We start from the raw sequence: 24062 nt of genomic DNA on the forward strand, positions 1-24062 counted from the left end.
GCGCTGACAGCATTGTCACCAGGGAGCTCGTGTGGGTCAAGCGTGTGCTATACGGATAATACGCTAGCGAAACCAGTCCACCATGGCGTCGCCGAACTGCGGCAGCGTTACCACGCTCATATGATTGCCCGGCACCTCGACCAACGCGGCATTAGGCAGCGCATCGGCCAGCGCCCGTGCCGAGCCATTGTCGTGGTCCTCGGCGCCGGTCAGGACGAGGATCGGCAGCTCGAACTCGGTCAGTGCCGCGCGCGGGATCGCAGGAAAATGGTCGAGCAGCAGGAGCAGCGCCCGGGAATCGCCGCCTGTGGTCTTGAGGAAGGCTTCGGCCATCCATTCGGATGAGAATTTCTGGTGAGTGCCGACGCCTTCGAGCACGCTGCGGAAGAACTCCACCCGGCTGCCGAGATCGAGCAGCCCCTCGAGCCCCATGCCCGCAAGCATCGCCTTGCCGGGCCGGGCGCCGCGCAGCAGCATCCGCGCGGTGGTGCGCGCGCCGAGCGAGTAGCCGCCGAGATCATAGCCGCCGGGCGCGAGCCCCAGCTGTTCGATCAGCGCCAGATTATCGTTGGCAAGGATGTCATGGCGGTAGCCGCCGCCGTCGTGTGGCTTCGCGCTTTCGCCATGCGCGCGCAGATCCGGCATGATCACCCGCCGCCCCTGCGCGGCCAGTTTGGCGGCATGGCCATAGCGTATCCAGTTGGTGGCGGCGTTCGAGAACAGCCCGTGGATCAGGATGAGCGGCCGCGCATCGGCCGCCCCCATCTCGTGCCATGCCATCGCCGCGCCGTCGGCGCCCGCGAAGCTGTGGGTGGTGGTCTTGGTGGGGGAGTTTGCCAACGGCTTCATCCAGCGGTCCACGATCGCCGCATTGTCCCCGGTGCGGTAGCGCGGCAGATCGCGCGTGTCGATCCACGCATCGAGCAGCGCCTCCGCGCCGCTATGATGTGAAGCCGCGGATAAGCCGTGCCCCATGCGCTCAGTGGCAATGAGACCGCGACGCTGCCGATCAGCGCCGTTTGAATAGACGGAAGTTTTGCGGATGCCTATGTCACTTTCCCGTCACCCCAGCCTTTGCTGGAATGACGGGAGAAGGTTGAGGTGCGGCGGCAAGCCGGAAGATTCACCCCTTCTTCAGGTGACGCCGACCGAGCAGTTCGGCGATCTGCACCGCGTTGAGCGCGGCGCCCTTGCGCAGGTTGTCGGAGACGCACCACAGCACCAGGCCATTCTCCACCGTCGGGTCCTCGCGGACGCGGCTGACGAAGGTGGCGAAGTCGCCGACGCACTCGACCGGGGTGACGTATCCGCCGTCCTCCCGCTTGTCGACGAGCATCACGCCGGGCGCCTCGCGCAGGATCTTCTGCGCGTCCTGTGCCGACAACTCGTTTTCGAACTCGATGTTGATCGCTTCCGAATGGCCGACGAACACGGGCACGCGGACGCAGGTGGCGACGACCTTGACCTTGGGGTCCATGATCTTCTTGGTCTCGACGACCATCTTCCACTCTTCCTTGGTGAAACCGTCGTCGAGGAAGCTGTCGATGTGCGGGATCACGTTGAACGCGATCTGCTTGGTGAACTTCTTCGGCGTCGCGGGATCACCGACGAAGATGTTGCGGCTCTGCTCGAACAGCTCGTCCATGCCTTCCTTGCCGGCGCCCGACACCGACTGGTAGGTCGACACGACAACGCGCTTGATCTTCGCGGCGTCGTGCAGCGGCTTGAGCGCCACCACCATCTGCGCGGTCGAGCAGTTCGGATTGGCGATGATGTTGCGCGCCTTGTAGCCGTCGATCGCCTCCGGGTTCACCTCGGGCACGATCAGCGGTACGTCCGGGTCCATCCGGTAGAGCGAGCTGTTGTCGATCACGGTGCAGCCTGCTGCGGCCGCCTTGGGCGCATAGATCTTGGTGGCGGTCGAGCCGATTGCGAACAGCGCGATATCCCAGCCGGTAAAATCGAAATGCTCGATATTCTGGACCTTGAGCATCTGGCCGGTCTCGCCGAATTCGATCTGATCGCCCTGCGACCGCGCCGAGGCGACCGCGGCGATCTCGTCGATCGGAAACTCGCGCTCGGCCAGGATGTTCAACATTTCGCGGCCCACATTGCCGGTGGCACCCGCGACGACGACACGATAGCCCATGGTCTTGCTTTCCTTGTATATGTGTCATCCCAGCGAAAGCTGGGATCTCAGGAGCCTCATGAGACCCCAGCTTTCGCTGGGGTGACGTTCATTTCTCTGTTCGATGGACAAACAAACGGCCGGTCTCCCTGGGGAGCCGGCCGTCTGCGAGGTTTGGGTTGGTTGCCTGGTCGATCAGGCTTCCTGGGCCTCGGCGGCCGGTTTATTGTCGCGGCGCTCCGCAATTCGCGCCGATTTACCGGTGCGGCCACGCAGATAATAGAGCTTCGCACGCCGTACGACGCCCTTGCGGACGACTTCGATCGAATCGACGTTCGGCGAATAGAGCGGGAACACGCGCTCGACGCCCTCGCCAAAGGAAATCTTGCGCACGGTGAACGAGCTGCCCATGCCCCTGTTCGAGCGCGCGATGCACACGCCCTCGTAATTCTGGACGCGGGTGCGCTCGCCTTCGACGACCTTCACGCCGACGCGGAGCGTATCACCGGGACGGAAATCGGGAATCGACTTCGATTCCTTGAACTTGGCAATCTGCTCGGCTTCGAGCGTCTGGATGAGGTTCATGGCTCATCGCTCCTTCTTCTGTTGCCGCGCGCCAGAGGGAGACTTGACCCGAGCACCCTCATGGCGCTCCCAAAGGTCCGGCCTCCTTAGCCTTGTATCGGTCTCGGCCATGGATTTTCGCCATGCCTCGATCCTCGCATGATCCCCAGATCGCAGCACCTCGGGGATCGTGCGCCCTTCCCACTCAGCAGGTCGGGTATAATGCGGATATTCGAGCAGCCCCGTTTCGAAGCTCTCGTCATCCCCGCTATCGGGGGCGCCCATTACGCCGGGAAGCAGCCGAATGCAAGCATCGAGCAGCACCATCGCGCCCATCTCGCCGCCCGACAATATATAGTCGCCGATAGAGACCGGCTCGATGGCGCGCGCCTCGAACAGCCGCTCGTCGATTCCCTCGAACCGGCCGCAGAGAATCGTGACGCCGGGGCCGGCCGCGATCTCGCGGACGCGCGCCTGAGTCAGCGGCGCGCCGCGCGGCGTCATCGCCAGCACCGGCGCCTGTGGCTGGCGCACGAGCGCATCATCGACGGCGCGCGCGAGGATGTCCGCCCGCATCACCATCCCCGCGCCGCCGCCCGCCGGCGTGTCGTCGACCGAGCGGTGCCTGTCGGTGGTGAAGTCGCGGATCTGCACAGGATCGCACGCCCATTTCCCCTCGGCGAGGGCGCGGCCAGCGAGCGAGATGCTGAGCGGTCCGGGGAACATCTCGGGGTAGAGGGTTAGGATGGTGGCGGCGAAAGTCATGCGGGCAAGGTCCAGTTCTCGACCTGCAGGCCGTGAATGTCGGCGAAATCCCTTACGTTCGCTGTCACGAGCGTAAGGCCGAGCGCCAGAGCATGCGCTGCGATGAGGCGATCGTAACGCGCTCTTTTGAAAGGCAGGCCGGCGTAGATATCGGCAGCAGCGCGGTCGAAAGCCAAAGGTGGCACAACTCCGAACAGTTTTGCCGCTGCTCGACGCTTCACTTCGTCTGGGGAAGGGATGCCACGGATCACCTCGGCGTAGCTGATCATCGAGGTGACAACACTACCTTGGTCGCATTGTCCAAGACGCGCCGCGCACGGCCCGGTCGCGTCTGCGAGGACGTAGATGCAGATATCGGAGTCGAGCAGAAAGTGAGGGTCAGCCACGTGGCAGCAGCTTTCCCTCCCAATCGAGTTCTCGCTCTTCGAACGCGCGTTCTTCAGGTGAGAAAGGTTTGAAATCGGGGATCGATCCTGCGATCCCGGTCAAATCGATCTTGCGGGGCTTCTCGTCCACCGGCCGCAGCGTGAACTCACCGTGTTCCTCGCGTACGATCATCTCGGTGCCTTCCTTCAAGCCAAGTGCCTTCGGCAAGCGCAGCGCCACCGAATTGCCCGATTTGAAAATCTTGGCGCGATATTCCTCGCTCATCACTGCCCCCGTATATACAGGATGTATATACAATACACGGCCTGGCTACAAGACGCGTCGCGCCACGATATCCGTGCAGACCGCCAGCAACGCGCCAGCCACGAGCAGCATCGCCAGCATCACGCCCCAGCCGCCGATCATCAAGGCGTCGCGCGTCATCAGCAGCGCGCCGAACAGGATCGCGGGCGGTAGCACCACCTGCGCCGTGGCGGCGGCGAAGCGGACTTGGAGCGGCAGGCCCCGCTTGCGGGTACGGACGACGCCATAGGCGATGATCGTCAAATAGACTGCGGCGATGGTCAGGAAGATCGTGGTGGCATTCATTCGACGAACTCCGGGTCGATCAGCAGGCGATCGGGCTCGATCGTCACGGCTTTGGCCACCGGCACCATGAAGCGCTTGCCATCGGGCTTCTCGATTTCGAGCACGTCACCCGCGCCGAAATCGTCGATCAGTACGGCCGTCCCGACCGGCTCGCCATCGGCAAGGCAGGGCAGGCCGATCAGATCGATATGATAATATTCGCCCTCGCCGAGCGGCGGCAGCGCCGAGCGCGGCACGCAGAGTTCGGTACCCCGCAGCGCCTCGGCGGCGTTGCGATCGGTGATCTCCGCGAAGCGCGCAACGGCGCCCGCCCCGGCCGGACGGAGTGAGGTGAGCGTGAAGGTTCGTCCGCCACCCGAGAGCTTCGGATAGGCCTTGAGATCCTCGCTGAGGAGCTTGAGACGCACCTCGCCTGAGATGCCGTGCGCGCCGATGATGGCGGCGACGGTGATCGCGCGGTCGCTCACGCCAGCTTCCTTTCTACCGTCGTTTCGGCGGAGGCCGGAATCTCAATAGAGCTCGCGACGTCCGTTCCGTCCCTGACGATCGAGGCCCCGGCCTCCGCCGGGGTGACGGATGGAGGCCGGCGTCACCCATTCCAACCCCTCCCTGGGAAGGGAGGGGCTAAAACAATCAAGCCTCTGCAGGCGCTTCGTCGGCAGGAGCCTCCTCGGCGGCAGCTTCCTCGACGACCGGTGCCGGAGCAGCAGCGGCCTCGGCAGCGGCGTCGAGCTTCGCCTGGCGCTCTTCGGCGCGCTCCTTGGCCTTGTCGCCGGGAACGCCCTTGTTCGGGTTGCTGCGGGCGGCGCGTTCCTTGACGCCGGCGGCATCGAAGAAGCGGGCGACGCGATCGGTGGGCTGCGCGCCGACCGACAGCCAATGCTTGGCACGCTCGGTGTCGAGCACGACGCGGTTGGCGTCATCCTTGGCGAGCAGCGGGTTGTACGACCCGATCTTCTCGATGAAGGCGCCATCGCGCGGGCTGCGCGAATTGGCGACGACGATGCGATAATAAGGGCGCTTCTTGGCGCCGCCACGGGCGAGACGGATCGATACGGACATTAGGAACTTCCTTTCTGGTATTCGGTCTAAGTGCTTATTTCTTCTTCATGAAATTCTGGAAACCGGGGGGCAGGCCCTGGGGATTGCCGGGCAGCCCGGGAAGACCGCCGCCGCCCGCCATCGGGGGCATGCCGCCGCCACCGCCGAGCAGGCCGCCCAGGCCGCCGCCCCCGCCGCCGCCGAGCAGCGCGCCGAGGCCCTTGAGGCCGCCCATCTTCTTCATCTTCTTCATCATCGTCGACATCTCCTGGTGCATCTTCAGGAGCTTGTTGACGTCCTGCACGGTGGTGCCGGAGCCCTTGGCGACGCGGATCTTGCGCTTGGCGTTGAGCAGTTCCGGTCTCGTGCGTTCCTTGGGCGTCATCGATCCGATGATCGCGTCCATCCGCACCAGCACCTTGTCGTCGGCCGCGCCGGAGGCCATCGCCTGCTTGACCTGCTTGATGCCGGGCAGCATCGCGGCGAGGCCCGAAAGCCCCCCCATACGCGACATCTGGCGCAGCTGGTTGCGCAGGTCGTTCATGTCGAACAGGCCCTTGGCCATCCGGGCGGCCATCGCCTCGGCCTCTTCGACCTTGATGGTCTCGGCGGCGCGCTCGACCAGGCTGACCACATCGCCCATGCCGAGGATGCGGCCGGCGACGCGGCTCGGCTGGAACAGCTCGATGCCGTCGAGCTTCTCGCCGGTGCCGACGAATTTGATCGGCTTGCCGGTGACGGCGCGCATCGACAGCGCGGCGCCGCCGCGCGCGTCGCCGTCCATCCGGGTCAGGACCACGCCGGTCAACGGTACCTGCTCGGAGAAGCTGCGGGCGACGTTGACCGCGTCCTGGCCGGTCAGCGCGTCAACGACGAGCAGGATTTCCTCAGGGTCGGCAACGCCGGCGACCGCCTTCATTTCCTCCATCAGCGCCTGGTCGACATGGAGCCGGCCGGCGGTGTCGAGGATCAGGACGTCATAGCCCTGGAGCTTGGCCGACTGGAGCGCGCGCCGCGCGATATCGACAGGCTGCTGGCCCTGGACGATCGGCAAGGTGGTGACCGCGGTCTGGGTGCCGAGGATCGCGAGCTGCTCCTGCGCGGCCGGGCGATTGACGTCGAGCGACGCCATCATGACCTTCTTGCGGCCCTTTTCGGTAAGCCGCTTCGCGATCTTCGCAGTCGTCGTCGTCTTGCCCGAGCCCTGCAGGCCGACCATCATGATGATCGCCGGGGGGCTGACGTCGACGTTGAGGTCCGACGCTTCCGAACCCAGCATCTCGACCAGCGCATCATGGACGATCTTGACGACCTGCTGGCCCGGCGTGACCGAGCGCAGTACATTCTGGCCGACCGCCTGTTCGGTGACCTTGTCGACGAACTCGCGGACCACGGGAAGCGCGACATCGGCCTCGAGCAGCGCGATGCGGACCTCGCGCATCGCCTCGCGCACATCCGATTCGGAAAGCGCGCCGCGACCGCGCAAGCGGTCGAAGACCCCTCCCAGCCGTTCGCTCAGACTTTCGAACATCGGTTCACTCCTCTGCGCCGAAGCGCCGAAATTGCTGCCTTACAGGTGCAAAACGCAAACAACGCCGGCGGGCGAAACCTCGCCGGCCAGCGTGCATCCGTGGACGCGTCCAATGCTTTGCTGTCTGTAAGACGGGCGGGCTTTAGCGGGACGGGGCTAAGAAAGCAAGGTTTGCCGCCACCCATCCACTAACGTCATGCCAGCGTAGGCTGGCATCTCGGTCGGGGTTCGCAACGTTCGACACCGTCCCCGACGGCTGAGACCCAGCCTGCGCTGGGGTGACGAAGGAAGAGCGGGTTCGTCGATCAAAAAGAAAGGCCCGGAGCTTGCGCCCCGGGCCTCCCGTTCCGCTCGGATGGGTCGACTCCGTTCGCTTACGCCGCGAACTGGTTCATCGTGTTGTGGGCGCCGCCGGCCTTGAGGGCGGCTTCACCGGCGAAATATTCCTTGTGATCGTCGCCGATGTCGGAGCCCGACATGTTCTGGTGCTTCACGCAAGCGATGCCCTGGCGGATTTCCTGACGCTGTACGCCCTGGACGTAGCCGAGCATGCCGGCCTCGCCGAAATATTCCTTGGCGAGGTTGTCGGTCGACAGCGCTGCGGTGTGGTAGGTCGGCAGGGTGATCAGGTGGTGGAAGATGCCGGCGCGCTTCGCCGCGTCGCGCTGGAAGGTGCGGATCCGCTCATCGGCTTCGATGCCGAGATCCGTGCCGTCATAGTCGACGCTCATCAGCTTGGCGCGATCATAGGCCGACACGTCCTTGCCGGCTTCGACCCAGGCGTCGAACACCTGCTGGCGGAAGTTGAGCGTCCAGTTGAACGAAGGCGAGTTGTTGTAGACCAGCTTGGCGTTCGGGATGACCTCGCGGATCTTGTCCACCATCGAGGCGATCTGCTCGATGTGCGGCTTCTCGGTCTCGATCCACAGCAGATCGGCGCCATGCTGGAGCGAGGTGATGCAATCGAGCACGCAACGGTCGGCACCCGTGCCTTCGCGGAACTGATAGAGATTCGACGGCAGGCGCTTCGGCTTCATCAGCTTGCCGCCGCGGTTGATCACCACGTCGCCGTTGATGCTGTTGAGGTCGGTGACCTCCTCGCAGTCGAGGAAGGCGTTATACTGGTCGCCGAGATCGCCCGGCTCCTTGCTGTAGGCGATCTGCTTGGTGAGCCCGGCGCCCAGCGAGTCGGTGCGGGTGACGATGATGCCATCCTCGACGCCGAGTTCGAGGAAGGCGTAGCGGCAGGCGCGGACCTTGGCGAGGAAGTCCTCGTGCGGCACGGTGACCTTGCCGTCCTGATGGCCGCACTGCTTCTCGTCGGACACCTGATTCTCGATCTGCAGCGCGCAGGCGCCGGCCTCGATCATCTTCTTGGCGAGCAGATAGGTCGCCTCGGCGTTGCCGAAGCCGGCATCGATATCGGCGATGATCGGCACGACATGCGTCTCGTAATTCTCGACGGCGTGGAGCAGGCGCTGCTCCTCGACCTGGTTGCCGGTCTCGCGGGCCTTGTCGATCTCGCGGAACATCATGCCGAGCTCGCGGGCATCGGCCTGGCGCAAGAAGGTGTAGAGCTCCTCGATCAGCGCCGGAACGCTGGTCTTCTCATGCATCGACTGGTCGGGCAGCGGCCCGAAATCGGAACGCAGAGCGGCGACCATCCAGCCCGAGAGATACAGATAGCGGCGCTTGGTGGTGCCGAAATGCTTCTTGATCGAGATCATCTTCTGCTGGCCGATGAAGCCATGCCAGCAACCCAGCGACTGGGTATAATTTGCGGGATCGGCGTCATAGGCAGCCATGTCGCGGCGCATGATCGCGGCGGTGTAGCGCGCGATGTCGAGCCCGGTCTGGAAGCGGTTCTGCAGCCGCATGCGAGCGACCGACTCGGCGTCGATGCCGTCCCAGGTGCCGTTATAGCTGCGGATCAGCTGCTGTGTCTGACTGATCTGGTCTTGGTAGGTCATCGCGGTTCCCTCATGCGTTTGTTGTAAGCGTCAGACACCTGAAACCCGGCAATGTCAGCAGCTGGGTGCCCAAAAATGAGGTGGTCGCGTCAGGGCGTTCTCCGCTGTGAATGAAAACTTGTAAACATCTTACACCGCACTTGGCGGAGACTTCTGCGTTGCCGCGCGTTCGAACGGACCTTCAACGCAGGAGAATTTCCATGGCCGATCTTTCGCGCATCCAGGAGCATATGGAGGTCATTGGCGCCGATGGCGTGCACGTCGGCACCGTCGACCATGTCGACGGTGCCCGGATCAAGCTCACCAAGGCGGACAGCGGCCAGGGCGGCCATCGCGGTCATAATCATTATGTCCCGGGTGGCCTGGTCGCCGAGGTCGAGGGAGGCAGGGTTCGGCTGACCGCCAATGCCGATGTCGCCGTCATGTTCGAGGAGGAAGCCTGAACGTGCGCGGCGATCGCCCTTCGGGAGCCCGGCGGCTATCACGTTAAACTATTGTCAATCTCGCCCGACTAGGCTGCGTCTTCGCTAGAAACCGGAGACGACATGGAAGGCAGGACGAGCAAGGAGGGCACGCAAGCGAGCCCGCCGGGGGATCGTCGCGACCTGCTGGCCGCCGGGGTGAGCGTCGCTGCGACCTTGCTCGTGATCGCCTCCGGCTGGTCGGTCGTCGCATCGGTCTATCGTTCGCTGCGTGGCGGCCTGTCGGTTTCCGACAACATCCTGGTATCGGTGTTGCTGCTCAATGTCGCGCTGACCGTGCTAGGCTGGCGGCGTTACCGCGTGCTCAAGCACGAAGTCGCGTTGCGCCGTGCCGCGGAGGCGCACGCTAGCGAGCTTGCCACCAGCGATCCGCTCACTGGCCTGCTCAACCGGCGCGCGCTGAGTGAAAGCGGCGCACGGATGATGGAGGCCACGCTGAAGCGCGAGCGGTCCGTGGCGATGCTGATGGTCGACCTCGATCATTTCAAGGCGATCAACGACCTGCACGGCCATATGGCCGGCGACCAGCTGCTGCGCGCGGCTGCCGAGGCGATGACGGCGCCGCTTCCGCCGCACGCCATCGCCGCGCGGTTGGGCGGCGATGAGTTCGCCTGCGCCTTTCCATTCGATCCGAGCCTGCCTGCGACCGTCGATAGCATTGCCGACGCGATCCTCGCCCGCATGGCCGAACCGTTCATGGTCGGCGGCGTCGAGGCGCGGATCGGAGCGTCCGTGGGCATAGCCCGCACCGAGGCCGGCTGCCGCACCATCGATACGCTGATGCGGCGATCGGATATCGCGCTCTACGCGGCCAAGCGCAGCGGACGGAACCGCCGCGCCTGGTTCGATGCCAGCATGGAACGCGAGCTCGAGCTGCGAAACCAGATCGAGCTCGGGCTGCGCGCCGGCATTCCAACCGGCCAGATCGTGCCGTGGTTCGAGCAACAGGTCGATCTCGCCACCGGCGCGCTGATAGGATTCGAGCTGCTCGCCCGCTGGGAGCATCCCGAACATGGGCTGATCGAGCCATCGGTTTTCATCCCCATCGCCGAGGAGTCAGGGCTGATCGGCGAACTCTCGATGTCGTTGATCCGCAGCGCGCTCGAGGAGGCGCGACATTGGCACCCGACCCTCTTGCTCGGGGTCAATATCAGCCCGGCGCAGATGCGCGATCCCTGGCTTGCACAGAAGATCGTCAAGCTGCTCATCGAGATGAACTTTCCCGCCGAGCGGCTCGAAATCGAGATCACCGAGGCGGCGCTGCTGGAAAATCTGGGCTTCGCCAGTTCGATCATCGGCAGCCTCAAGAACCAGGGCATCCGGGTCGCGCTCGACGATTTCGGAACCGGCTATTCCAGCCTCACCCACCTGCGTGCCTTGCCGCTCGATCGGATCAAGATCGATCGCAGCTTCGTGACGCGGATGGCCCGAGACGCCGAGGCGGCGGCGCTGGTGCGGATGATCGTCTCGCTGGCAGACAGTCTGGGCATCGCCGCAATGGCCGAGGGCATCGAAACCGGCGAGATCCACATGATGCTGATCGGCCTGGGCTGCACCACCGGCCAGGGCTGGCACTTCGGCCGCGCCATCCCGGCCCGCGCCACTCGCGCCCTGCTCGCCGAGCGCGGACTTCTGATCGCGGCAAGCCCCAGCGCGGTTGCCGGTGAAGTGGTGTCAATGCGTCAGGGTCGCAAGCGGCTGGCATCTTGAGTCTCGCCTTATGGACTTGCCCTCCGCTAATCCCTAAATCGCGCGGCGATGATGGTCCGCTTTCACAAGATGCATGGTCTCGGCAATGATTTCGTCGTGATCGATGCGCGCGAGCGTCCGGTGGAGATCACCGAGGCGCGCGCGCGCGCGCTCGCCGACCGGCGGACCGGGGTTGGTTGCGACCAGCTGATCCTGCTCGAGCCGTCGACGATAGCCGATGCGCGGATGCGGATTTTTAACGCCGATGGCGGCGAGGTCGAGGCGTGCGGCAATGCCACACGCTGTGTGGTCAGCTTGCTTGGCGGCAGCGCGACCCTCGAGACGCTCGGCGGCCTGCTCGGTGGCCGCAGCGAGGGCGAGACGGTGTCGGTCGAGCTGGAGGCGCCGCGGTTCGACTGGGACGCTATCCCATTGGCCTATGCTATGGATACGCGGGCGATGCCGGTCGCCTGGGAGGATCTGACCGCGCCGATGGCGGCCAATGTCGGCAATCCGCACGTGATCTTCTTGGTTCCCGAATGCGATGCGGTCGAGCTCGGCCGGCTCGGCCCGCTGATCGAAACCGACCCGTTGTTCCCGGCGAGGGTCAACGTCAATGTGGCGACGGTCGACGACCGGACGAACATCCGCCTGCGGGTGTGGGAGCGCGGCGTCGGTCTCACCGACGCGTGCGGCACCGGCGCCTGCGCGACGGCGGTGTCGGCGATCCGCGCGGGTCTCGTCGATGCGCCGGTGAAGGTGACGCTGCCCGGCGGGCCGCTGGTGATCGACTGGACGCCCGGCGGCAGGATCACCATGTCAGGCCCGGCCACCCATGTGTTCACCGCGGAAGTCGAGTTGAGCGCCTTCGGATGAGCGGCCCCGAGCTGATCACGCTGGGCTGCCGGCTCAACATAGCCGAGAGCGAGACGATGCGGGCGCTGGCGGCCGACGCCGACGACCTGATCATCGTCAACAGCTGTGCGGTGACGGCGGAGGCGGTCAAGCAGGCGCGCAAGGCGATCCGCCAGGCGGCACGGCGCCGGCCCGAGGCGCGGATCGTCGTCACCGGCTGCGCCGCCCAGATCGAGCCGGCCAGCTTCGCGGCGATGCCCGAAGTGGCGCGGGTGATCGGCAATGCCGACAAGGGCCGCGCCGACCTGTTCGGCTTCGAACGCGCGGATGCCGCCGATATCCATGTTTCCGACATCATGGCGCTGCGCGAGACCACGCCGCACATGGCATCCGCCTTCACCGGCCATGCCCGGGCCTTCGTCGAGGTCCAGAATGGCTGCGACCATCGCTGCACCTTCTGCGTGATTCCCTACGGCCGCGGCAACAGCCGCTCGGTGCCGGCCGGCATCGTCGTCGATCGGATCAGGGTGCTGGTCGAGCAGGGCCACGAAGAAGTGGTGCTGACCGGCGTCGACCTCACCAGCTACGGCCCCGACCTGCCCGGTGCGCCGACGCTGGGGATGCTGGTCGAGCGGATCCTGGCGCATGTGCCGGATCTCCGTCGGCTGCGCCTCTCGTCGCTCGACTCGATCGAGATCGACGACCGGCTGTTCGCGCTGGTGACCGGCGAGGCGCGGATCATGCCGCACCTGCATCTCTCGCTGCAGGCCGGCGACGACATGATCCTCAAGCGGATGAAGCGCCGGCACAGTCGCGCGCAGGCGGTCGCGATGGTCGAGCGGCTGAAGGCGGCGCGACCCGACATCGCCATCGGTGCCGACCTGATTGCCGGCTTCCCCACCGAAGACGATGCGATGGCGGCGAATACCGCGGCGCTGATCGACGATTGCGACATCGTGTTCGGCCATATCTTCCCCTATTCGCCGCGCAGCGGGACGCCGGCCGCACGGATGCCCCAGCTCGATCGCGCGACGATCCGGCGCAGGGCGGCCCGCTTGCGCGAACGGGCGCAGGCGCGCCAGGCGGCTTGGCTCACCACCCTGGTCGGCAGTGAGCAGGCGGTGCTGGCCGAGCGCGGCGGCGCCGGTCACGCGGCCAATTTCGCGCGGGTGCGTTTCGAAGGCGAGGTGCCCGAACCGGGGCGCATCGTCTCCACCATCATCACCGGCATCGATGCCGATGGCCTCAAGGGAAGATCCGCAGGCATGGCCGCATGAGCGACAAGCGCTGGCACGAGAAACTGTTGGGCGGCTTCCTCAAGACCTCCGACCGCCTGGGCGAGAACCTGACCGGCCTGTTCGGCAAGGCCGCGCTGGACGCAGCCACGCTCGACGAAATCGAGGAGGCGCTGATCGCCTCGGACCTGGGCCCGGTCACCTCCCGCCGCATCCGCGACCGGCTCGCCGGCGAGATGTTCGAGAAGGGGCTGGACGAGCGCGCCCTGCGCGAGATCGTCGCGCAGGAGATCGAGAAGGTGCTGGCGCCGGTCGCGAGGCCACTGGAGATCGAAGCATTCCCGCGGCCGCAGGTGATCCTGGTCATCGGCGTCAACGGATCCGGCAAGACCACCACGATCGCCAAGCTTGCCCACTGGCTCAAGGAACAGGACTATGCGGTGATGCTGGTCGCGGGGGACACCTTCCGCGCCGCCGCGATCGGCCAGCTCAAGGTCTGGGCCGAGCGGGTCGACGTGCCGATCATCACCGGCAGCGAGGGCGGCGATGCCGCCGGCCTCGTGTTCGAGGGCGTCAAGCAGGGTACCGAGAAGGGCATCGACGTGCTGATCGTCGACACCGCCGGTCGCCTGCAGAACAAGACTGGCCTGATGGACGAGCTTGCCAAGATCAGGCGGGTGCTAGGGCGATTGAACCCAGCGGCGCCGCACGACGTTCTGCTCGTACTCGATGCGACCACCGGCCAGAACGGGCTGAGCCAGATCGAGATATTCAAGGAGACGGCGGGCGTGACCGGCCTGATCATGACCAAGCTCGACGGCACTGCGCGCGGCGGCGTGCTGGTCGCTGCCGCGGAGCGCTATGGCATGCCGGTCCACGCGATCGGGCTGGGCGAAGGGGTTGACGATCTCAAGCCGTTCGACCCGGCGGAAGTGGCGCGCGCGATCGCGGGCCTGGAGAGGATCGGCAAGTGATGGGCGACATGGCTTTGAATAAATCCGAACCCGGCGCGGGCATGCGGCTGGCGATCGACCTGGGGCCGCTGCTCGTCTATCTGCTGGCCTTTTGGCTCAGCAAGGACGTCATGGCGTCGACCGGTGTCTTCATGGGCGCCACGCTGATCGCAGTAGTCGCCTCCTGGGCAATCTACCGCAAGGTATCGGCGTTGCTGCTGTTCTCGGGCGTGATGGTATTGGGGTTCGGCGGGCTTACCCTGTGGCTGCACGATCCGAAATTCATCCAGATGAAGCCCACCGCTTATTATCTGCTGGTTGCCGCCATCCTGGCGTTCGGGCTGTTCACCGGACGGCCGACCATCAAGACGGTGCTCGGCCACGCCTATCCCGGCCTTACCGACCTCGGCTGGAGCAAGCTCACCCGGAACTGGGCGCTGTTCTTCGTCGCGATGGCGATCGCCAATGAAGTGGTCTGGCGCTCGACCAGCATGTCCTTCTGGCTCGGCTATAAATTATGGGGCGCGATGCCCGCCACGCTGTTGTTCGCGCTCGCCAATGTGCCAATGCTGATGAAGCATGGCCTCAACGCCGAAAAGGCCGAGGACGTCGCGCTGCCGCCGCAGGGCTAAGCATCTTCCTCTGATCGAGGATTTTAGCGCGCAATTTTACCTGTCTGTCATCGCTCTGTCACGCCCGGCTTACCTCGCATTTACTATCGTGACCTAGATCGGCCCGCGAGGAGCCGATGATGATCCATGCCACTGCGATGAGACCAAGCCCTTTGCAGGATGGGGTCCTTTGCGATGCCCTGGAGACCGAGGCGATTGCGGCGAGCGCCGGCCTGCGAGAGGTGATCGCGCTGTTCCGGGCGAGGCCCGAACTGGAAGCTTTGCCGGTGGTCGATGCGGAAGGCCGGCCCATCGGGGCCGTGCTCGAACGCGATATCCGCAAGCTGCTGCTCAACCCGTTCGGCCATGCTCTCCTGCAGAATGACACGCTATATTGTCGGATGGACGAGTTCGTCAGCATGGTGCCCATGGCGGAGATCGACGCGGGCCTTGCGCATTTCTTCCTGCTGATCTCGGAAGGCAACGGTCATGATGCTCTGATCGTCACCGACGGCGGACGCTTCAAGGGCGCGGTCGGCGGGCGCAAGCTGCTGCGCATGGCAGCTGATCGAGAGGCGATGACCGCGGCGCAGCAGCAGGCGCGGCTGCACATGATCGCCGGTGCATCGGCGGCAATGCGGGCCGAAGCGTCGCTGCTGTCGCATGAGATCGCCGGCGCCTCGGACAAGCTGCAATGCGCCGCACGCGACATGAGCGGGCGGGCCGGCGATGCGGGCGACAAGGGCCTTTCGGTGATGGCCGCGGCGGCGCAGGCGGCCGACAATGTCGGGGAGATCGCCGCGCAGGGCCATCATCTCGCACGCGAACTCGATGCGCTTGGCGGCGAGGTCGCGGAGGCGCGCACCTCGACGGCGCGGGTCGGCCAGTTGATAGAGGATGGCGGCCAGCGCGCCCGGCAGCTCAGTGACGCCGCCAGCGAGATCGGAGAGGTGGTCGGCGCGATCGACCGCATCGCGCGAAGGATCAACCTGCTCGCGCTCAACGCGACGATCGAAGCGGCGCGCGCCGGCGATGCCGGCCGCGGCTTCGCGATCGTTGCCGCCGAGGTCAAGGCGCTTGCCCGACAAACTTCCACCGCGGCGCAGCAGGTCGCCGATCGGATCATGAGCGTGCGCAACGGCGTCGGCAGCGTTGCCGCTGGCCAGGTGGGAATCGAGTCGGCGGTGGCGGCGCTTGTCGGTCTTGCCTCGACTATCGACGAAGCGGTGATGCGCAACGCCGCTGCCACGCAGCTGATCAGCGCTGGCGTTCGCGACGCGGCTGCGGCCAACGACCATATCCGCCTGCAGGCCGCTGATATAAGCGCGACGGCCAACAACGTGGCGACCGGCTCGGAGGCGGTGATCGGCATCGCCCGCTCGCTGACTACGGGCGCGGATCGCCTCCAGCAGCGGCTCGACCGGTTTCTGGAGGAGATCGGGCGGGCTTGAAGCCTTCGCTGCGAAGCGCGACGGCGAGATTACGCCGCCATCTGATCACCGCGCCGCACGGCGTCGCCCTCGACATTCTGCGAGACGAAATCCCAATTGATCAGCTGCCCCAGCACGGCTTCGGCAAATTTCGGCCGCTCGTTGCGATAGTCGATATAATAAGCGTGCTCCCACACATCGAGCGTCAGCAATGGCTTGATGCCGTCCTGGCCGAGCGGGGTGTCGCCGTCGTGGAGTGAGGTTATCTTCAGCGCATCGCCGGCCAGCACCAGCCACGCCCAGCCGCTGCCGAAATGGCCGGCCGCCTCGTCCGCCAGCTTCTCGATCATGGTCTCGTGCGACCCGAAGCTGGCATCGATCAGTTTGGCCAGGGTAGCCGATGGCCTGGTTGCGCCGGCGGGCGCGAGGCATTGCCAGAAGAAGTCGTGGTTCCAGATCTGGCCCGCATTATTGGCCAGCGACTTGTCCCCGCTGCCCTTGGCGAGCGCGATCACCTCGACCAGCGACTTTCCGCGGAGGCCCTTCTCGTCGATCCAGCCATTGACCTTGTCGACATAGGCCTTGTGGTGCTTGCCATGATGATAGTCGAAGCTCTCGGCGGACAGCAGCGGTTCGAGCGCCGTCTTGTCGAACGGCAGCGGGGGAAGCGTGAACGCCATATTGAAACTCCTCGGTCGTGATGGGGATGGAGCCACAACGGGCGCCGGGCCGCGCAGGTCCCGGCCTTCGAGAAATTTCGTCGGATTTCCGGGCCGCAGCACCGATCTTTATCATAACATGTGACAAACGAACTCGGGATTCCTACAGTACGCGCCGAAGCGATCCGCAGGCCAAGGGAGCGGACGCAACCGCAGGGGAACGCCATGGACAAGTTTTTCGCTAATCTACATCTGGTGCTCGTCGCCGGACTCGTCGCCGCAGTCGCTCTGATCGCCTATATCCACCCCGACCAGACGCTGCTCGTTAACTATGTGCTGCGCTGGCTGCACGTCTTCTTCGGCATCACCTGGATCGGCCTGCTCTACTATTTCAACTTCGTGCAGATCCCGACGATGCCGTCGGTACCGGCCGAACTGAAGCCCGGTGTCTCCAAATATATCGCGCCCAAGGCACTGTTCTTCTTCCGCTGGGGCGCGGCGTTCACGGTGCTGACCGGCCTCTCGGTTGCATATGTCACCGGCTATCTGGTCGAAGCGCTGACGCTACAGCCCGACTATCGGCTGATCGGCATCGGCATGTGGCTGGCGCTGATCATGGCGTTCAACGTCTGGTTCCTGATCTGGCCGGCGCAGAAGAAGGCACTCGGCCTGGTCGAGGCCGATGCCGACACCAAGGCGAAGGCAGCGAAGACCGCGATGATCTTCTCGCGCACCAACACGCTGCTGTCGATCCCGATGCTCTATGCGATGACCAACGCCAATCTCGGCTGATCGTCCGCGCAGCATTGCAGGAAGAAGGGCCGGGGGTGCGAACCTCCGGCCCTTTCTCTTGACGTCATCGCGGCGGCGGCCGGGATCTCGATCGTGGAGACGGAGTTCAGGTCGCGAACGGGTTGCAGTCTGGAACCTCTACCGAGATCTCGACCGCCGCCGCATCCAGATCCGCTTCGCCCAGCGCGCCGCCTGACTCAGCGGCCCGGGAAGGCTGTCGAGCGGACCCGGCGGGGAGATGTCGGTGCGCGACGGGCGCTGGTGGCCGAGCTGCGGCCGGGCCAGCCAGGTGGTCAGGTCGGGGCGACTGGCCCGGAACCAGCTATAGGCGCCGTCGACATGCATCGGACCGCCCTCGGCGCTGCCGGGCGAGCGTTTCAGCATCGCCTCGAGATAGGACACAAGTCCTTCTATCGCGCTACGGCCGAAACCGATGAGGTGAGTGGTCCTTAGCGGCATGGCGCAATCGGCGAGCAGCAAGGGCGTCGCCAGCGGATCGGCGCCGCCCAGCCCCTCGGGCAAGTGGTAGCCGCCATAGAATATATCGCACCCCAGCTGATCGAGCATGTCGAGTGCGGGAGGCAGCAGCGCCTCGAGGCCGGCAGCGAAGTCGCAGTCGTCCTCTGCGATCAGGATCGCGTGGCAGCCGAGATCCCGCGCTTCGCGCAGCATGGCGAGATGGCTCTGGAAGCAGCCCCGCGCACCGGCATTGGGGAAGCCGCCGGCATCGCGCGGCCGGATCGCCTCGAACAACCTGACTCGCGGATCCTGCAGCGAGGTACCGATCCGCTCGAGTTCGCCGGCCATCTCGCGGCGCCGATCGGCGCGATCGGGCAGGTTGAGGATATAGAGCCGGTCGAAGCTGGCGAAGAGCCGGTCGGCGGCGGTCATCCGGACCGGTCGAGCAGGTCGTGGCGGCGCAACGCGTGGCGCAGCTGATCATAGCTGAGCTTGAGCGCGAGCGCGGTCGCGCGCTGGTTGAAGCGGCAGCGCTTGAGGGCCGCCTCGAGCAGCGCCTTCTCGTGCATCAGCACCGCCGCGCGGAAGTCGTCACAGTCGTGCAGCGCTGCGGGAGCCGGGCCGGCTGGGGGGGCAGCAGCAGGCACTGCGACGCCGGTTTCTGGCGCCCGCTCGCCGCGATCTGTCCTGGCCGGCCGCCACGGGCTGTCGAACGGATCGAACTGGATCGCATCGACGGGATGTTCGGAATCGTCCCAGCGATATACCGCGCGCTCGACGACGTTGCGAAGCTCGCGGACATTGCCCGGCCAGTCAAAGTCGGCCAGCGCCTGGGCGGCGGCGGGGCCGAAGCCCGGCCAGTGCGGCCAGCCGAGTTCCGACGCCATCCGTCGGCCGAAATGATCGGCGAGCACCGGCACGTCGCCCTCGCGGGCGCGTAGCGGCGGCAGGGTCACCACCTCGAACGACAGCCGGTCGAGCAGGTCGGCGCGGAAGCGGCCCTTGTCGACGAGTTCGGGCAGATGCTCGTTGGTCGCCGCCACGATGCGCACGTCGACCCGGATCGGCCGCGAGGATCCGATGCGCGTCACCTCGCCATATTCAGTCGCGCGCAGCAGCCGTTCTTGCGCGCCCATCGACAGCGTCGCCAGCTCGTCGAGGAACAGCGTGCCGCCATCGGCCTCTTCGAAGCGGCCCTGCCGCGCCTTGGTCGCGCCGGTGAAGGCGCCCGACTCATGGCCGAACAGTTCGGCCTCGATCAGGGTTTCGGGAAGCGCGGCGCAGTTCATCGTCACCAGCGGCCCCGCCCAGCGCGGCGACAGCCGGTGCAGGCGTTCGGCGACCAGCTCCTTGCCGGTACCCCGCTCGCCGACCACCAGCACCGGCCGGTTGAGCCCGGCGGCGCGGCTCGCCCGCTCGACCGAATCGAGAAAGGCATAGGACTGGCCGATGAATTGCGCTTCGCGTTCCACGGCCGAGAGTTGGCAAAACTTCCCAAGACTTGGCAATGACAAAATCGCGCAGCAGGGTGCGCGCATGCCGGAAATCCAGCTATTTCGCCGTTTTTGGAATTGGCACGGTCCCTGCAACACGACTGCCTGCAACACGACTGGCAACGCCGCCCCGCCATACCGAGCGTAACCAAGGAGCTTGAAATGGGAATCTTCTCCCGCACCCGAGACATCATCGCCGCCAATGTCACCGACATGCTCGACAAGGCCGAGGACCCCGCGAAGATGATCCGCATGATCATCCTCGAGATGGAAGAGACGCTCGTGGAGGTCCGCGCCTCGGCGGCTCGTAACATCGCCGACCAGAAGGAATTGCGCCGGCAGATCGGCAAGCTCGATACCGTCCAGGCCAACTGGCTGGAAAAGGCCGAGCTCGCACTGTCGAAGGACCGCGAGGATCTCGCCAAGGCGGCGTTGACCGAAAAGCAGAAGGCCGCAGACCTGGCCGACCAGCTGAACGATGAAGTCGCCCTGCTCGACGAATCGCTCAAGGCGTCGGAAGGCGACATCGCCAAGCTGCAGGGCAAGTTGCGCGAGGCGCGGGCGCGCCAGAACAGCATCGTCACCCGCCTGGAATCGGCGAACAACCGCGCCAAGATGCGCGAGATCTATGCCGGCCCGAAGATCGACGACGCATTCTCGCGCTTCGAACTGCTCGAGCGCCGGGTCGACTATGCCGAGGGCCGCGCCGATGCGGCCGGGATGGGCGCTGCGCCCAAGACCCTCGACGAGGAAATCGCCGAGCTGCGGTCGAGCGACAAGGTCGACGCCGAACTCGCCGCGCTGAAGGCGAAGGCTGCAGGCAAGGGGGTATGATCCGATGGACAGCGATATCATCATCGCGCCGCTCGTCGTCGGAATCCTGTTCATCGGCTTGCCCTGGCTGATCCTTCATTATGTGACCCAGTGGAAGAAGAATGGCGGCCTGACGGTCGAGGACGAGCGCCTGCTCGACAACATGCACGACATGGCGCGTCGACTCGACGAGCGGCTGGGCACGCTGGAGCGGATCCTGGACAGCCAGGATCCGAACTGGCGGCCCAGACAGGCCACCGAGCGCAGCCATGATGACGACTGGCGCCGCGACAACTGATCGCTGGCCGCCGCAGACAGACAGGAAGGGAAGTTCGCAATGTCCGCTCGCCGTACCAAATTCTACCTCGACAAGCGCAACAGCAAATGGCTGGGCGTCTGCTCTGGGCTCGCCGACTATACCGGCTTGGACGTAACGCTGATCAGGGTCGGGACGGTTATCCTCACCTTCATGACCTTCCCATGGGTGCTCGTCGGCTATCTGGTGGTCAACTGGCTGGCCAACGACAAGCCCCGCGAATTCTACGACAGCAGCCGCGAGGACACCAAGTTCTGGCAGACGGTGCGGGCCCGGCCCGGCGCCTCGGTCCGCGATGTCCGCGCCCGCTTCCGCGACATCGACCGCCGCATCGCCGATATCGAGACGCATGTGACCAGCCATAATTCGGCGCTGGCCCGCGAGATCGACGCCCTGCGCTGAGCGGGGCACGACTCGCCCTCTCATGTCATTGATCGAAGCAACGATGCCGTTCGTCGAAAGGCCGGCCTACATCGGTGTAAATAATGATCGCCTCCAGCTTTGGGAATCGCACGCCATGTCCGCCGAAACTCTCTTCCCCTTCGCGGTGCTCATTTTGGTCCTGCTGGCGATTCTGGCCAGCGTTGCCAAGAAGTGGCTGGCAATGAAGGAAAAGCAGATCGGCGCGATGTCTGCCGACACCGCCGAGAAGGCCGCGCAATATGCGGCCAAGACCGAGCGGCTCGAACAGCGGGTTGCGGTGCTCGAACGTATCCTGACCGATCGCTCGACTGTGTTGGCCGACGAGATCGACCGGCTGCGCGACCAACCGATCAACTGACCTCCTGTTTCGGAGAGCCGAGATGAACCCGTTCGAAATGGTTGTGCTGATCGTCGCGATAACCGCGATCGCCAGTATCTACCGCGCCAGATATGGCATGATCCGCCGCGACAAGGGCGAAGATTTCGTCCGCCCCGACAGCGGCGACAATGATCGCCTCCGTGAGGAACTGCGCATGCTCAAGGAGCGGGTCGCGGTGCTTGAGCGGATCGCCACCGAAAACGACCGCGGCCTGACGCTCGATCGCGAGATCGAAGCGCTCCGCCACCGCGACTGAAAAGGAAGAGGAGCAGGACCATGCAGGACCCGATCTTCTGGTTGACGATCAGCGGCGCAGGCTTGGTCGGCCTCGTCATCCTCGCCTGGACCGCACTGAGCGGCTGGCGCGGCTGGCTCGACCTGCAGCGATTGAAGCTCGAAGGCCGTCAACATGCCCCGACGCCGGGCGCGCCATCGCCGGCAGGCCGAATCGAACTGGCCGATCTGAAGGAACGCGTCCGCAAGCTTGAGGCGATCGCAGCGGGCGTGGATTTGTAAATGTCGTGGCAAACGCCCGAGATTCCGGCGGAGGCCCGAATCTCGGCTGAGGTTCGCGACCTCAACTTCGTCCTCGGCGATCCAGACCCCGGCCTCCGCCGGGGTGACGGGGAAGAGAAAATGCATTAGGCGCTCGCGCCATGACTGAGCCTGCGCGTTTCTCGGATATCGTCGACGAATATGAGTTCCTCGACAAGGACGATCGCTACCGCCTGCTGATCGATCTCGGCAAGGCGCTGGAGCCGATGCCCGATGCGCTCAAGACAGATGCGACGCTGGTGCGCGGTTGTTCGGCGGCGGTGTGGGTTTATCCGACCGTCCGCGAAGACGGCACGCTGCATTTCCTGGCCGATAGCAATGCCGCGATCACCAAGGGGATCATCGCGCTGGTGCTGCTGACCGTGCAGGACAAGCCCGCCGCCGAAATCCGCAGCGCCGATGTCGCCGCCGCGCTCGAGCCATTCGACTTGCGCAACCAGCTCAGTTCAAACCGAACCCAGGGGATCCCCAACATGATCGCGCTGATCAAGTCGACGGCGGAGCGCTACGCATGAACCGCAGGGTAGCAGTCGCGCTGATGGCGGCGGCCGTGGCGATGCAGGCCTGCGCGGCTGAGCCGGCACCCGCGCCCGCACAGGCCTTCGAAACCGGCAAGCTCACTATCGCCGGCCAAGCCTTCGCGCCGGCGGAGGTCCTCGATGCGCGCGCGCTGCCGGACATCAACAAGAAGGTCGGCATCCTGCTGACGCTGACGCCGCCCGCGGCCCAGCGGCTGGGCGAGATCACGGCGGCGCTGGTCGGCAAGCCGATGCTGGTCGCGCTGGACGGCAAGGCACTCGGCGGCGAGCTGATCCGCAAACCGCTGACCGACGGCACCATCGAGATCCCCGGCCGCTGGAACCTCACCGACGCCGAGGTGATCGCGCGGCGAATCTCCGGCAAGGACCCGCTGCCTGACGATCTGGGCGGGGAGTAAAACGCACCCTTTTTGCTCGACCGGCGTTGTTCACGTTCCATGCAGCACGCCCCACTAGAGCAGCTCGATACCGTCGATTCCGGCCCCGGCATCAGCCGCATCCGGCGCGGCAGCGGGTGGCGGTTCATTGGTCCCGACGGCTCGACAGTCCGCGATGTCGAGACGCGCATGCGGATATTGTCGCTGGGCATCCCGCCGGCGTGGCGCAAGGTGTGGATCAACCCTGATCCGCTGGCGCCGGTTCAGGCGACCGGGTTCGATGCGGCGGGGCGCAAGCAATATCGCTATCACGGCACATGGCGAGAGCAGCGCGACGAGGAGAAATTCGCCGGGCTGCCGGCCTTTGCCGCGCACCTGCCGCGGCTGCGCAGGGTGGTGCGCAAGGCGCTCGAGAGCGACGACCCGTGGGAACGCGCCCGCGCCGCGGCGGTACGGCTGCTCGACGGCTTCGCGATCCGGGTAGGTTCGGCCGATTCGGCGGCGCGCGGCAGCTACGGTGCGACGACGCTGCTCAATCGCCATGCCCGGATCACGGGCGACGAGATCCAGCTGAGCTTCTACGGCAAGCACGGCATCCGCGCCGAACTATCGGGCCGCGACGCGGCGCTCGCCGCGGCGCTTGCCGAACTGAAGAGCGGGGGCGCGGGGCAGCTGTTCTCGATGCGCTCCGGCCTGCGCGTGCGGGCTGCCGATATCAACGAATGGATCTGCGAACTGACCGAGGGCACCGGCACCGCCAAGACCTTCCGGACCTGGCGCGCCTGCGCGGTCGCGGCCGGGATGCTGTCGCGGGGCCGACGGACGTCGGTGAAGACGATGCTCGACGAGGTGGCGCGCCAGCTCGGCAATACCCCAGCGGTGTGCCGCAAATCCTATGTCGCGCCGGCGTTCATCGAGATGGCCAAAGCCGGGCGCTGGATCGAAACGGTGCCGCGCGAGCCGCGGGCGCTGCGCCCCAACGAGCGCGCAAGCCTCGCCGTGCTGACTGGCCAGCTGTGAGCGGCAGG

General features: G+C 65.5%; 31 protein-coding genes. 17 read left to right on the forward strand and 14 right to left on the reverse strand.

The annotated features are described in order from the left end of the window. Positions 1-63: 63 nt before the first annotated feature. The 11 genes from AAC645_RS04985 to AAC645_RS05035 form a co-directional block, all read right to left on the reverse strand. A complete protein-coding gene (locus AAC645_RS04985) occupies positions 64-840 on the reverse strand; it encodes an alpha/beta fold hydrolase (RefSeq protein ID WP_340314565.1) in 777 nt (258 codons plus the stop codon). Positions 841-1123: 283 nt separating this feature from the next. Continuing rightward, positions 1124-2149: an aspartate-semialdehyde dehydrogenase gene (locus AAC645_RS04990; protein ID WP_340314309.1), complete on the reverse strand. Its 1026-nt coding sequence runs from the start codon at positions 2147-2149 to the stop codon at positions 1124-1126. Positions 2150-2323: 174 nt separating this feature from the next. Further along, positions 2324-2713 (reverse strand): 50S ribosomal protein L19, encoded by a 390-nt coding sequence (gene rplS, locus AAC645_RS04995; RefSeq protein WP_340314310.1) that lies wholly within the window; start codon positions 2711-2713, stop codon positions 2324-2326. 3 nt (positions 2714-2716) lie between these two features. Beyond that, positions 2717-3457 carry a tRNA (guanosine(37)-N1)-methyltransferase TrmD gene (trmD, locus tag AAC645_RS05000; RefSeq protein WP_340314311.1) on the reverse strand — a complete coding sequence of 247 codons (741 nt, stop codon included), beginning with the start codon at positions 3455-3457 and terminating at the stop codon, positions 2717-2719. Next, positions 3454-3843, reverse strand: a complete 390-nt coding sequence (locus tag AAC645_RS05005; protein ID WP_340314312.1) for a type II toxin-antitoxin system VapC family toxin — start codon at positions 3841-3843, stop codon at positions 3454-3456. Before AAC645_RS05005 ends, trmD begins: the two co-directional genes overlap by 4 nt. Then, positions 3836-4108, reverse strand: coding sequence for an AbrB/MazE/SpoVT family DNA-binding domain-containing protein (locus AAC645_RS05010; protein WP_340314313.1), 273 nt, complete (start codon positions 4106-4108; stop codon positions 3836-3838). Before AAC645_RS05010 ends, AAC645_RS05005 begins: the two co-directional genes overlap by 8 nt. A gap of 45 nt (positions 4109-4153) precedes the next feature. Then, the gene (locus tag AAC645_RS05015) at positions 4154-4432 is read right to left on the reverse strand and encodes a hypothetical protein (protein ID WP_340314314.1); all 279 of its coding nucleotides are present in this window, start codon (positions 4430-4432) and stop codon (positions 4154-4156) included. Further along, a complete protein-coding gene (rimM, locus tag AAC645_RS05020) occupies positions 4429-4899 on the reverse strand; it encodes a ribosome maturation factor RimM (protein WP_340314315.1) in 471 nt (156 codons plus the stop codon). Before rimM ends, AAC645_RS05015 begins: the two co-directional genes overlap by 4 nt. 166 nt (positions 4900-5065) lie before the next feature. Next, positions 5066-5494 carry a 30S ribosomal protein S16 gene (gene rpsP, locus AAC645_RS05025; RefSeq protein ID WP_340314316.1) on the reverse strand — a complete coding sequence of 143 codons (429 nt, stop codon included), beginning with the start codon at positions 5492-5494 and terminating at the stop codon, positions 5066-5068. Between the two features lie 34 nt (positions 5495-5528). Continuing rightward, positions 5529-7004 carry a signal recognition particle protein gene (ffh, locus tag AAC645_RS05030; protein WP_340314317.1) on the reverse strand — a complete coding sequence of 492 codons (1476 nt, stop codon included), beginning with the start codon at positions 7002-7004 and terminating at the stop codon, positions 5529-5531. A gap of 374 nt (positions 7005-7378) precedes the next feature. Further along, on the reverse strand, positions 7379-8974 hold the full coding sequence (locus AAC645_RS05035; protein WP_340314318.1) for an isocitrate lyase: 1596 nt from the start codon (positions 8972-8974) through the stop codon (positions 7379-7381). A gap of 200 nt (positions 8975-9174) precedes the next feature. On the opposite strand from AAC645_RS05035, the gene AAC645_RS05040 reads away from it, so the two are divergent. The 7 genes from AAC645_RS05040 (at position 9175) to AAC645_RS05070 (ending at position 16250) form a co-directional block, all read left to right on the forward strand. Next, complete coding sequence (locus AAC645_RS05040) at positions 9175-9417, forward strand: DUF2171 domain-containing protein (protein ID WP_340314319.1); 243 nt, start codon at positions 9175-9177, stop codon at positions 9415-9417. 102 nt (positions 9418-9519) lie between these two features. Further along, positions 9520-11166 (forward strand): putative bifunctional diguanylate cyclase/phosphodiesterase, encoded by a 1647-nt coding sequence (locus tag AAC645_RS05045; protein WP_340314321.1) that lies wholly within the window; start codon positions 9520-9522, stop codon positions 11164-11166. A gap of 48 nt (positions 11167-11214) precedes the next feature. Next, positions 11215-12021, forward strand: a complete 807-nt coding sequence (gene dapF / locus AAC645_RS05050; protein WP_340314323.1) for a diaminopimelate epimerase — start codon at positions 11215-11217, stop codon at positions 12019-12021. Next, positions 12018-13277, forward strand: a complete 1260-nt coding sequence (mtaB, locus tag AAC645_RS05055; RefSeq protein ID WP_340314324.1) for a tRNA (N(6)-L-threonylcarbamoyladenosine(37)-C(2))-methylthiotransferase MtaB — start codon at positions 12018-12020, stop codon at positions 13275-13277. Before dapF ends, mtaB begins: the two co-directional genes overlap by 4 nt. Continuing rightward, complete coding sequence (ftsY, locus tag AAC645_RS05060) at positions 13274-14209, forward strand: signal recognition particle-docking protein FtsY (RefSeq protein WP_340314325.1); 936 nt, start codon at positions 13274-13276, stop codon at positions 14207-14209. Before mtaB ends, ftsY begins: the two co-directional genes overlap by 4 nt. 8 nt (positions 14210-14217) lie before the next feature. Beyond that, a complete protein-coding gene (locus AAC645_RS05065; RefSeq protein WP_340314326.1) occupies positions 14218-14820 on the forward strand; it encodes a septation protein A in 603 nt (200 codons plus the stop codon). Between the two features lie 119 nt (positions 14821-14939). Beyond that, on the forward strand, positions 14940-16250 hold the full coding sequence (locus AAC645_RS05070; protein WP_340314327.1) for a methyl-accepting chemotaxis protein: 1311 nt from the start codon (positions 14940-14942) through the stop codon (positions 16248-16250). A 29-nt stretch (positions 16251-16279) separates the two neighbouring features. Here the strand turns inward: AAC645_RS05070 and AAC645_RS05075 are convergent, their stop codons facing one another. Continuing rightward, entirely contained in the window at positions 16280-16909 is a 630-nt protein-coding gene (locus tag AAC645_RS05075; RefSeq protein WP_340314328.1) for a superoxide dismutase, read from the reverse strand. A 204-nt stretch (positions 16910-17113) separates the two neighbouring features. Between AAC645_RS05075 and AAC645_RS05080 the strand changes: the two genes are divergently transcribed. Next, positions 17114-17680 carry a urate hydroxylase PuuD gene (locus AAC645_RS05080; protein WP_340314329.1) on the forward strand — a complete coding sequence of 189 codons (567 nt, stop codon included), beginning with the start codon at positions 17114-17116 and terminating at the stop codon, positions 17678-17680. Positions 17681-17818: 138 nt separating this feature from the next. Here the strand turns inward: AAC645_RS05080 and AAC645_RS05085 are convergent, their stop codons facing one another. Together AAC645_RS05085 and pspF are read right to left on the reverse strand one after the other, a co-directional pair. Beyond that, positions 17819-18571 (reverse strand): glycosyltransferase family 25 protein, encoded by a 753-nt coding sequence (locus AAC645_RS05085; protein WP_340314331.1) that lies wholly within the window; start codon positions 18569-18571, stop codon positions 17819-17821. Then, entirely contained in the window at positions 18568-19611 is a 1044-nt protein-coding gene (gene pspF / locus AAC645_RS05090; protein ID WP_340314333.1) for a phage shock protein operon transcriptional activator, read from the reverse strand. The genes AAC645_RS05085 and pspF overlap by 4 nt, the downstream gene beginning before the upstream one ends. A gap of 183 nt (positions 19612-19794) precedes the next feature. Here pspF and pspA point away from each other — a divergent pair, with 183 nt between their 5' ends. From pspA to AAC645_RS05135, 9 genes are all read left to right on the forward strand, one after another. Continuing rightward, positions 19795-20466 carry a phage shock protein PspA gene (gene pspA / locus AAC645_RS05095; protein ID WP_340314334.1) on the forward strand — a complete coding sequence of 224 codons (672 nt, stop codon included), beginning with the start codon at positions 19795-19797 and terminating at the stop codon, positions 20464-20466. Positions 20467-20470: 4 nt separating this feature from the next. Continuing rightward, positions 20471-20743: an envelope stress response membrane protein PspB gene (gene pspB, locus AAC645_RS05100; RefSeq protein ID WP_340314336.1), complete on the forward strand. Its 273-nt coding sequence runs from the start codon at positions 20471-20473 to the stop codon at positions 20741-20743. A gap of 39 nt (positions 20744-20782) precedes the next feature. After that, positions 20783-21163: an envelope stress response membrane protein PspC gene (pspC, locus tag AAC645_RS05105; RefSeq protein ID WP_340314337.1), complete on the forward strand. Its 381-nt coding sequence runs from the start codon at positions 20783-20785 to the stop codon at positions 21161-21163. Positions 21164-21278: 115 nt separating this feature from the next. Further along, positions 21279-21542, forward strand: a complete 264-nt coding sequence (locus AAC645_RS05110) for a hypothetical protein (protein WP_340314338.1) — start codon at positions 21279-21281, stop codon at positions 21540-21542. Positions 21543-21564: 22 nt separating this feature from the next. Further along, positions 21565-21819, forward strand: coding sequence for a hypothetical protein (locus tag AAC645_RS05115; RefSeq protein ID WP_340314339.1), 255 nt, complete (start codon positions 21565-21567; stop codon positions 21817-21819). Between the two features lie 20 nt (positions 21820-21839). Continuing rightward, positions 21840-22079: a hypothetical protein gene (locus AAC645_RS05120; RefSeq protein ID WP_340314341.1), complete on the forward strand. Its 240-nt coding sequence runs from the start codon at positions 21840-21842 to the stop codon at positions 22077-22079. A 140-nt stretch (positions 22080-22219) separates the two neighbouring features. After that, the gene (locus AAC645_RS05125; protein ID WP_340314342.1) at positions 22220-22633 is read left to right on the forward strand and encodes a SufE family protein; all 414 of its coding nucleotides are present in this window, start codon (positions 22220-22222) and stop codon (positions 22631-22633) included. Then, positions 22630-23055, forward strand: a complete 426-nt coding sequence (locus AAC645_RS05130; protein WP_340314343.1) for a SecDF P1 head subdomain-containing protein — start codon at positions 22630-22632, stop codon at positions 23053-23055. Before AAC645_RS05125 ends, AAC645_RS05130 begins: the two co-directional genes overlap by 4 nt. A gap of 39 nt (positions 23056-23094) precedes the next feature. Then, a complete protein-coding gene (locus AAC645_RS05135) occupies positions 23095-24054 on the forward strand; it encodes a DNA topoisomerase IB (RefSeq protein ID WP_340314344.1) in 960 nt (319 codons plus the stop codon). Positions 24055-24062: the final 8 nt, after the last annotated feature.

This window comes from Rhizorhabdus argentea, assembly GCF_037861105.1.
Taxonomy (GTDB): Bacteria; Pseudomonadota; Alphaproteobacteria; order Sphingomonadales; family Sphingomonadaceae; genus Rhizorhabdus; species Rhizorhabdus argentea.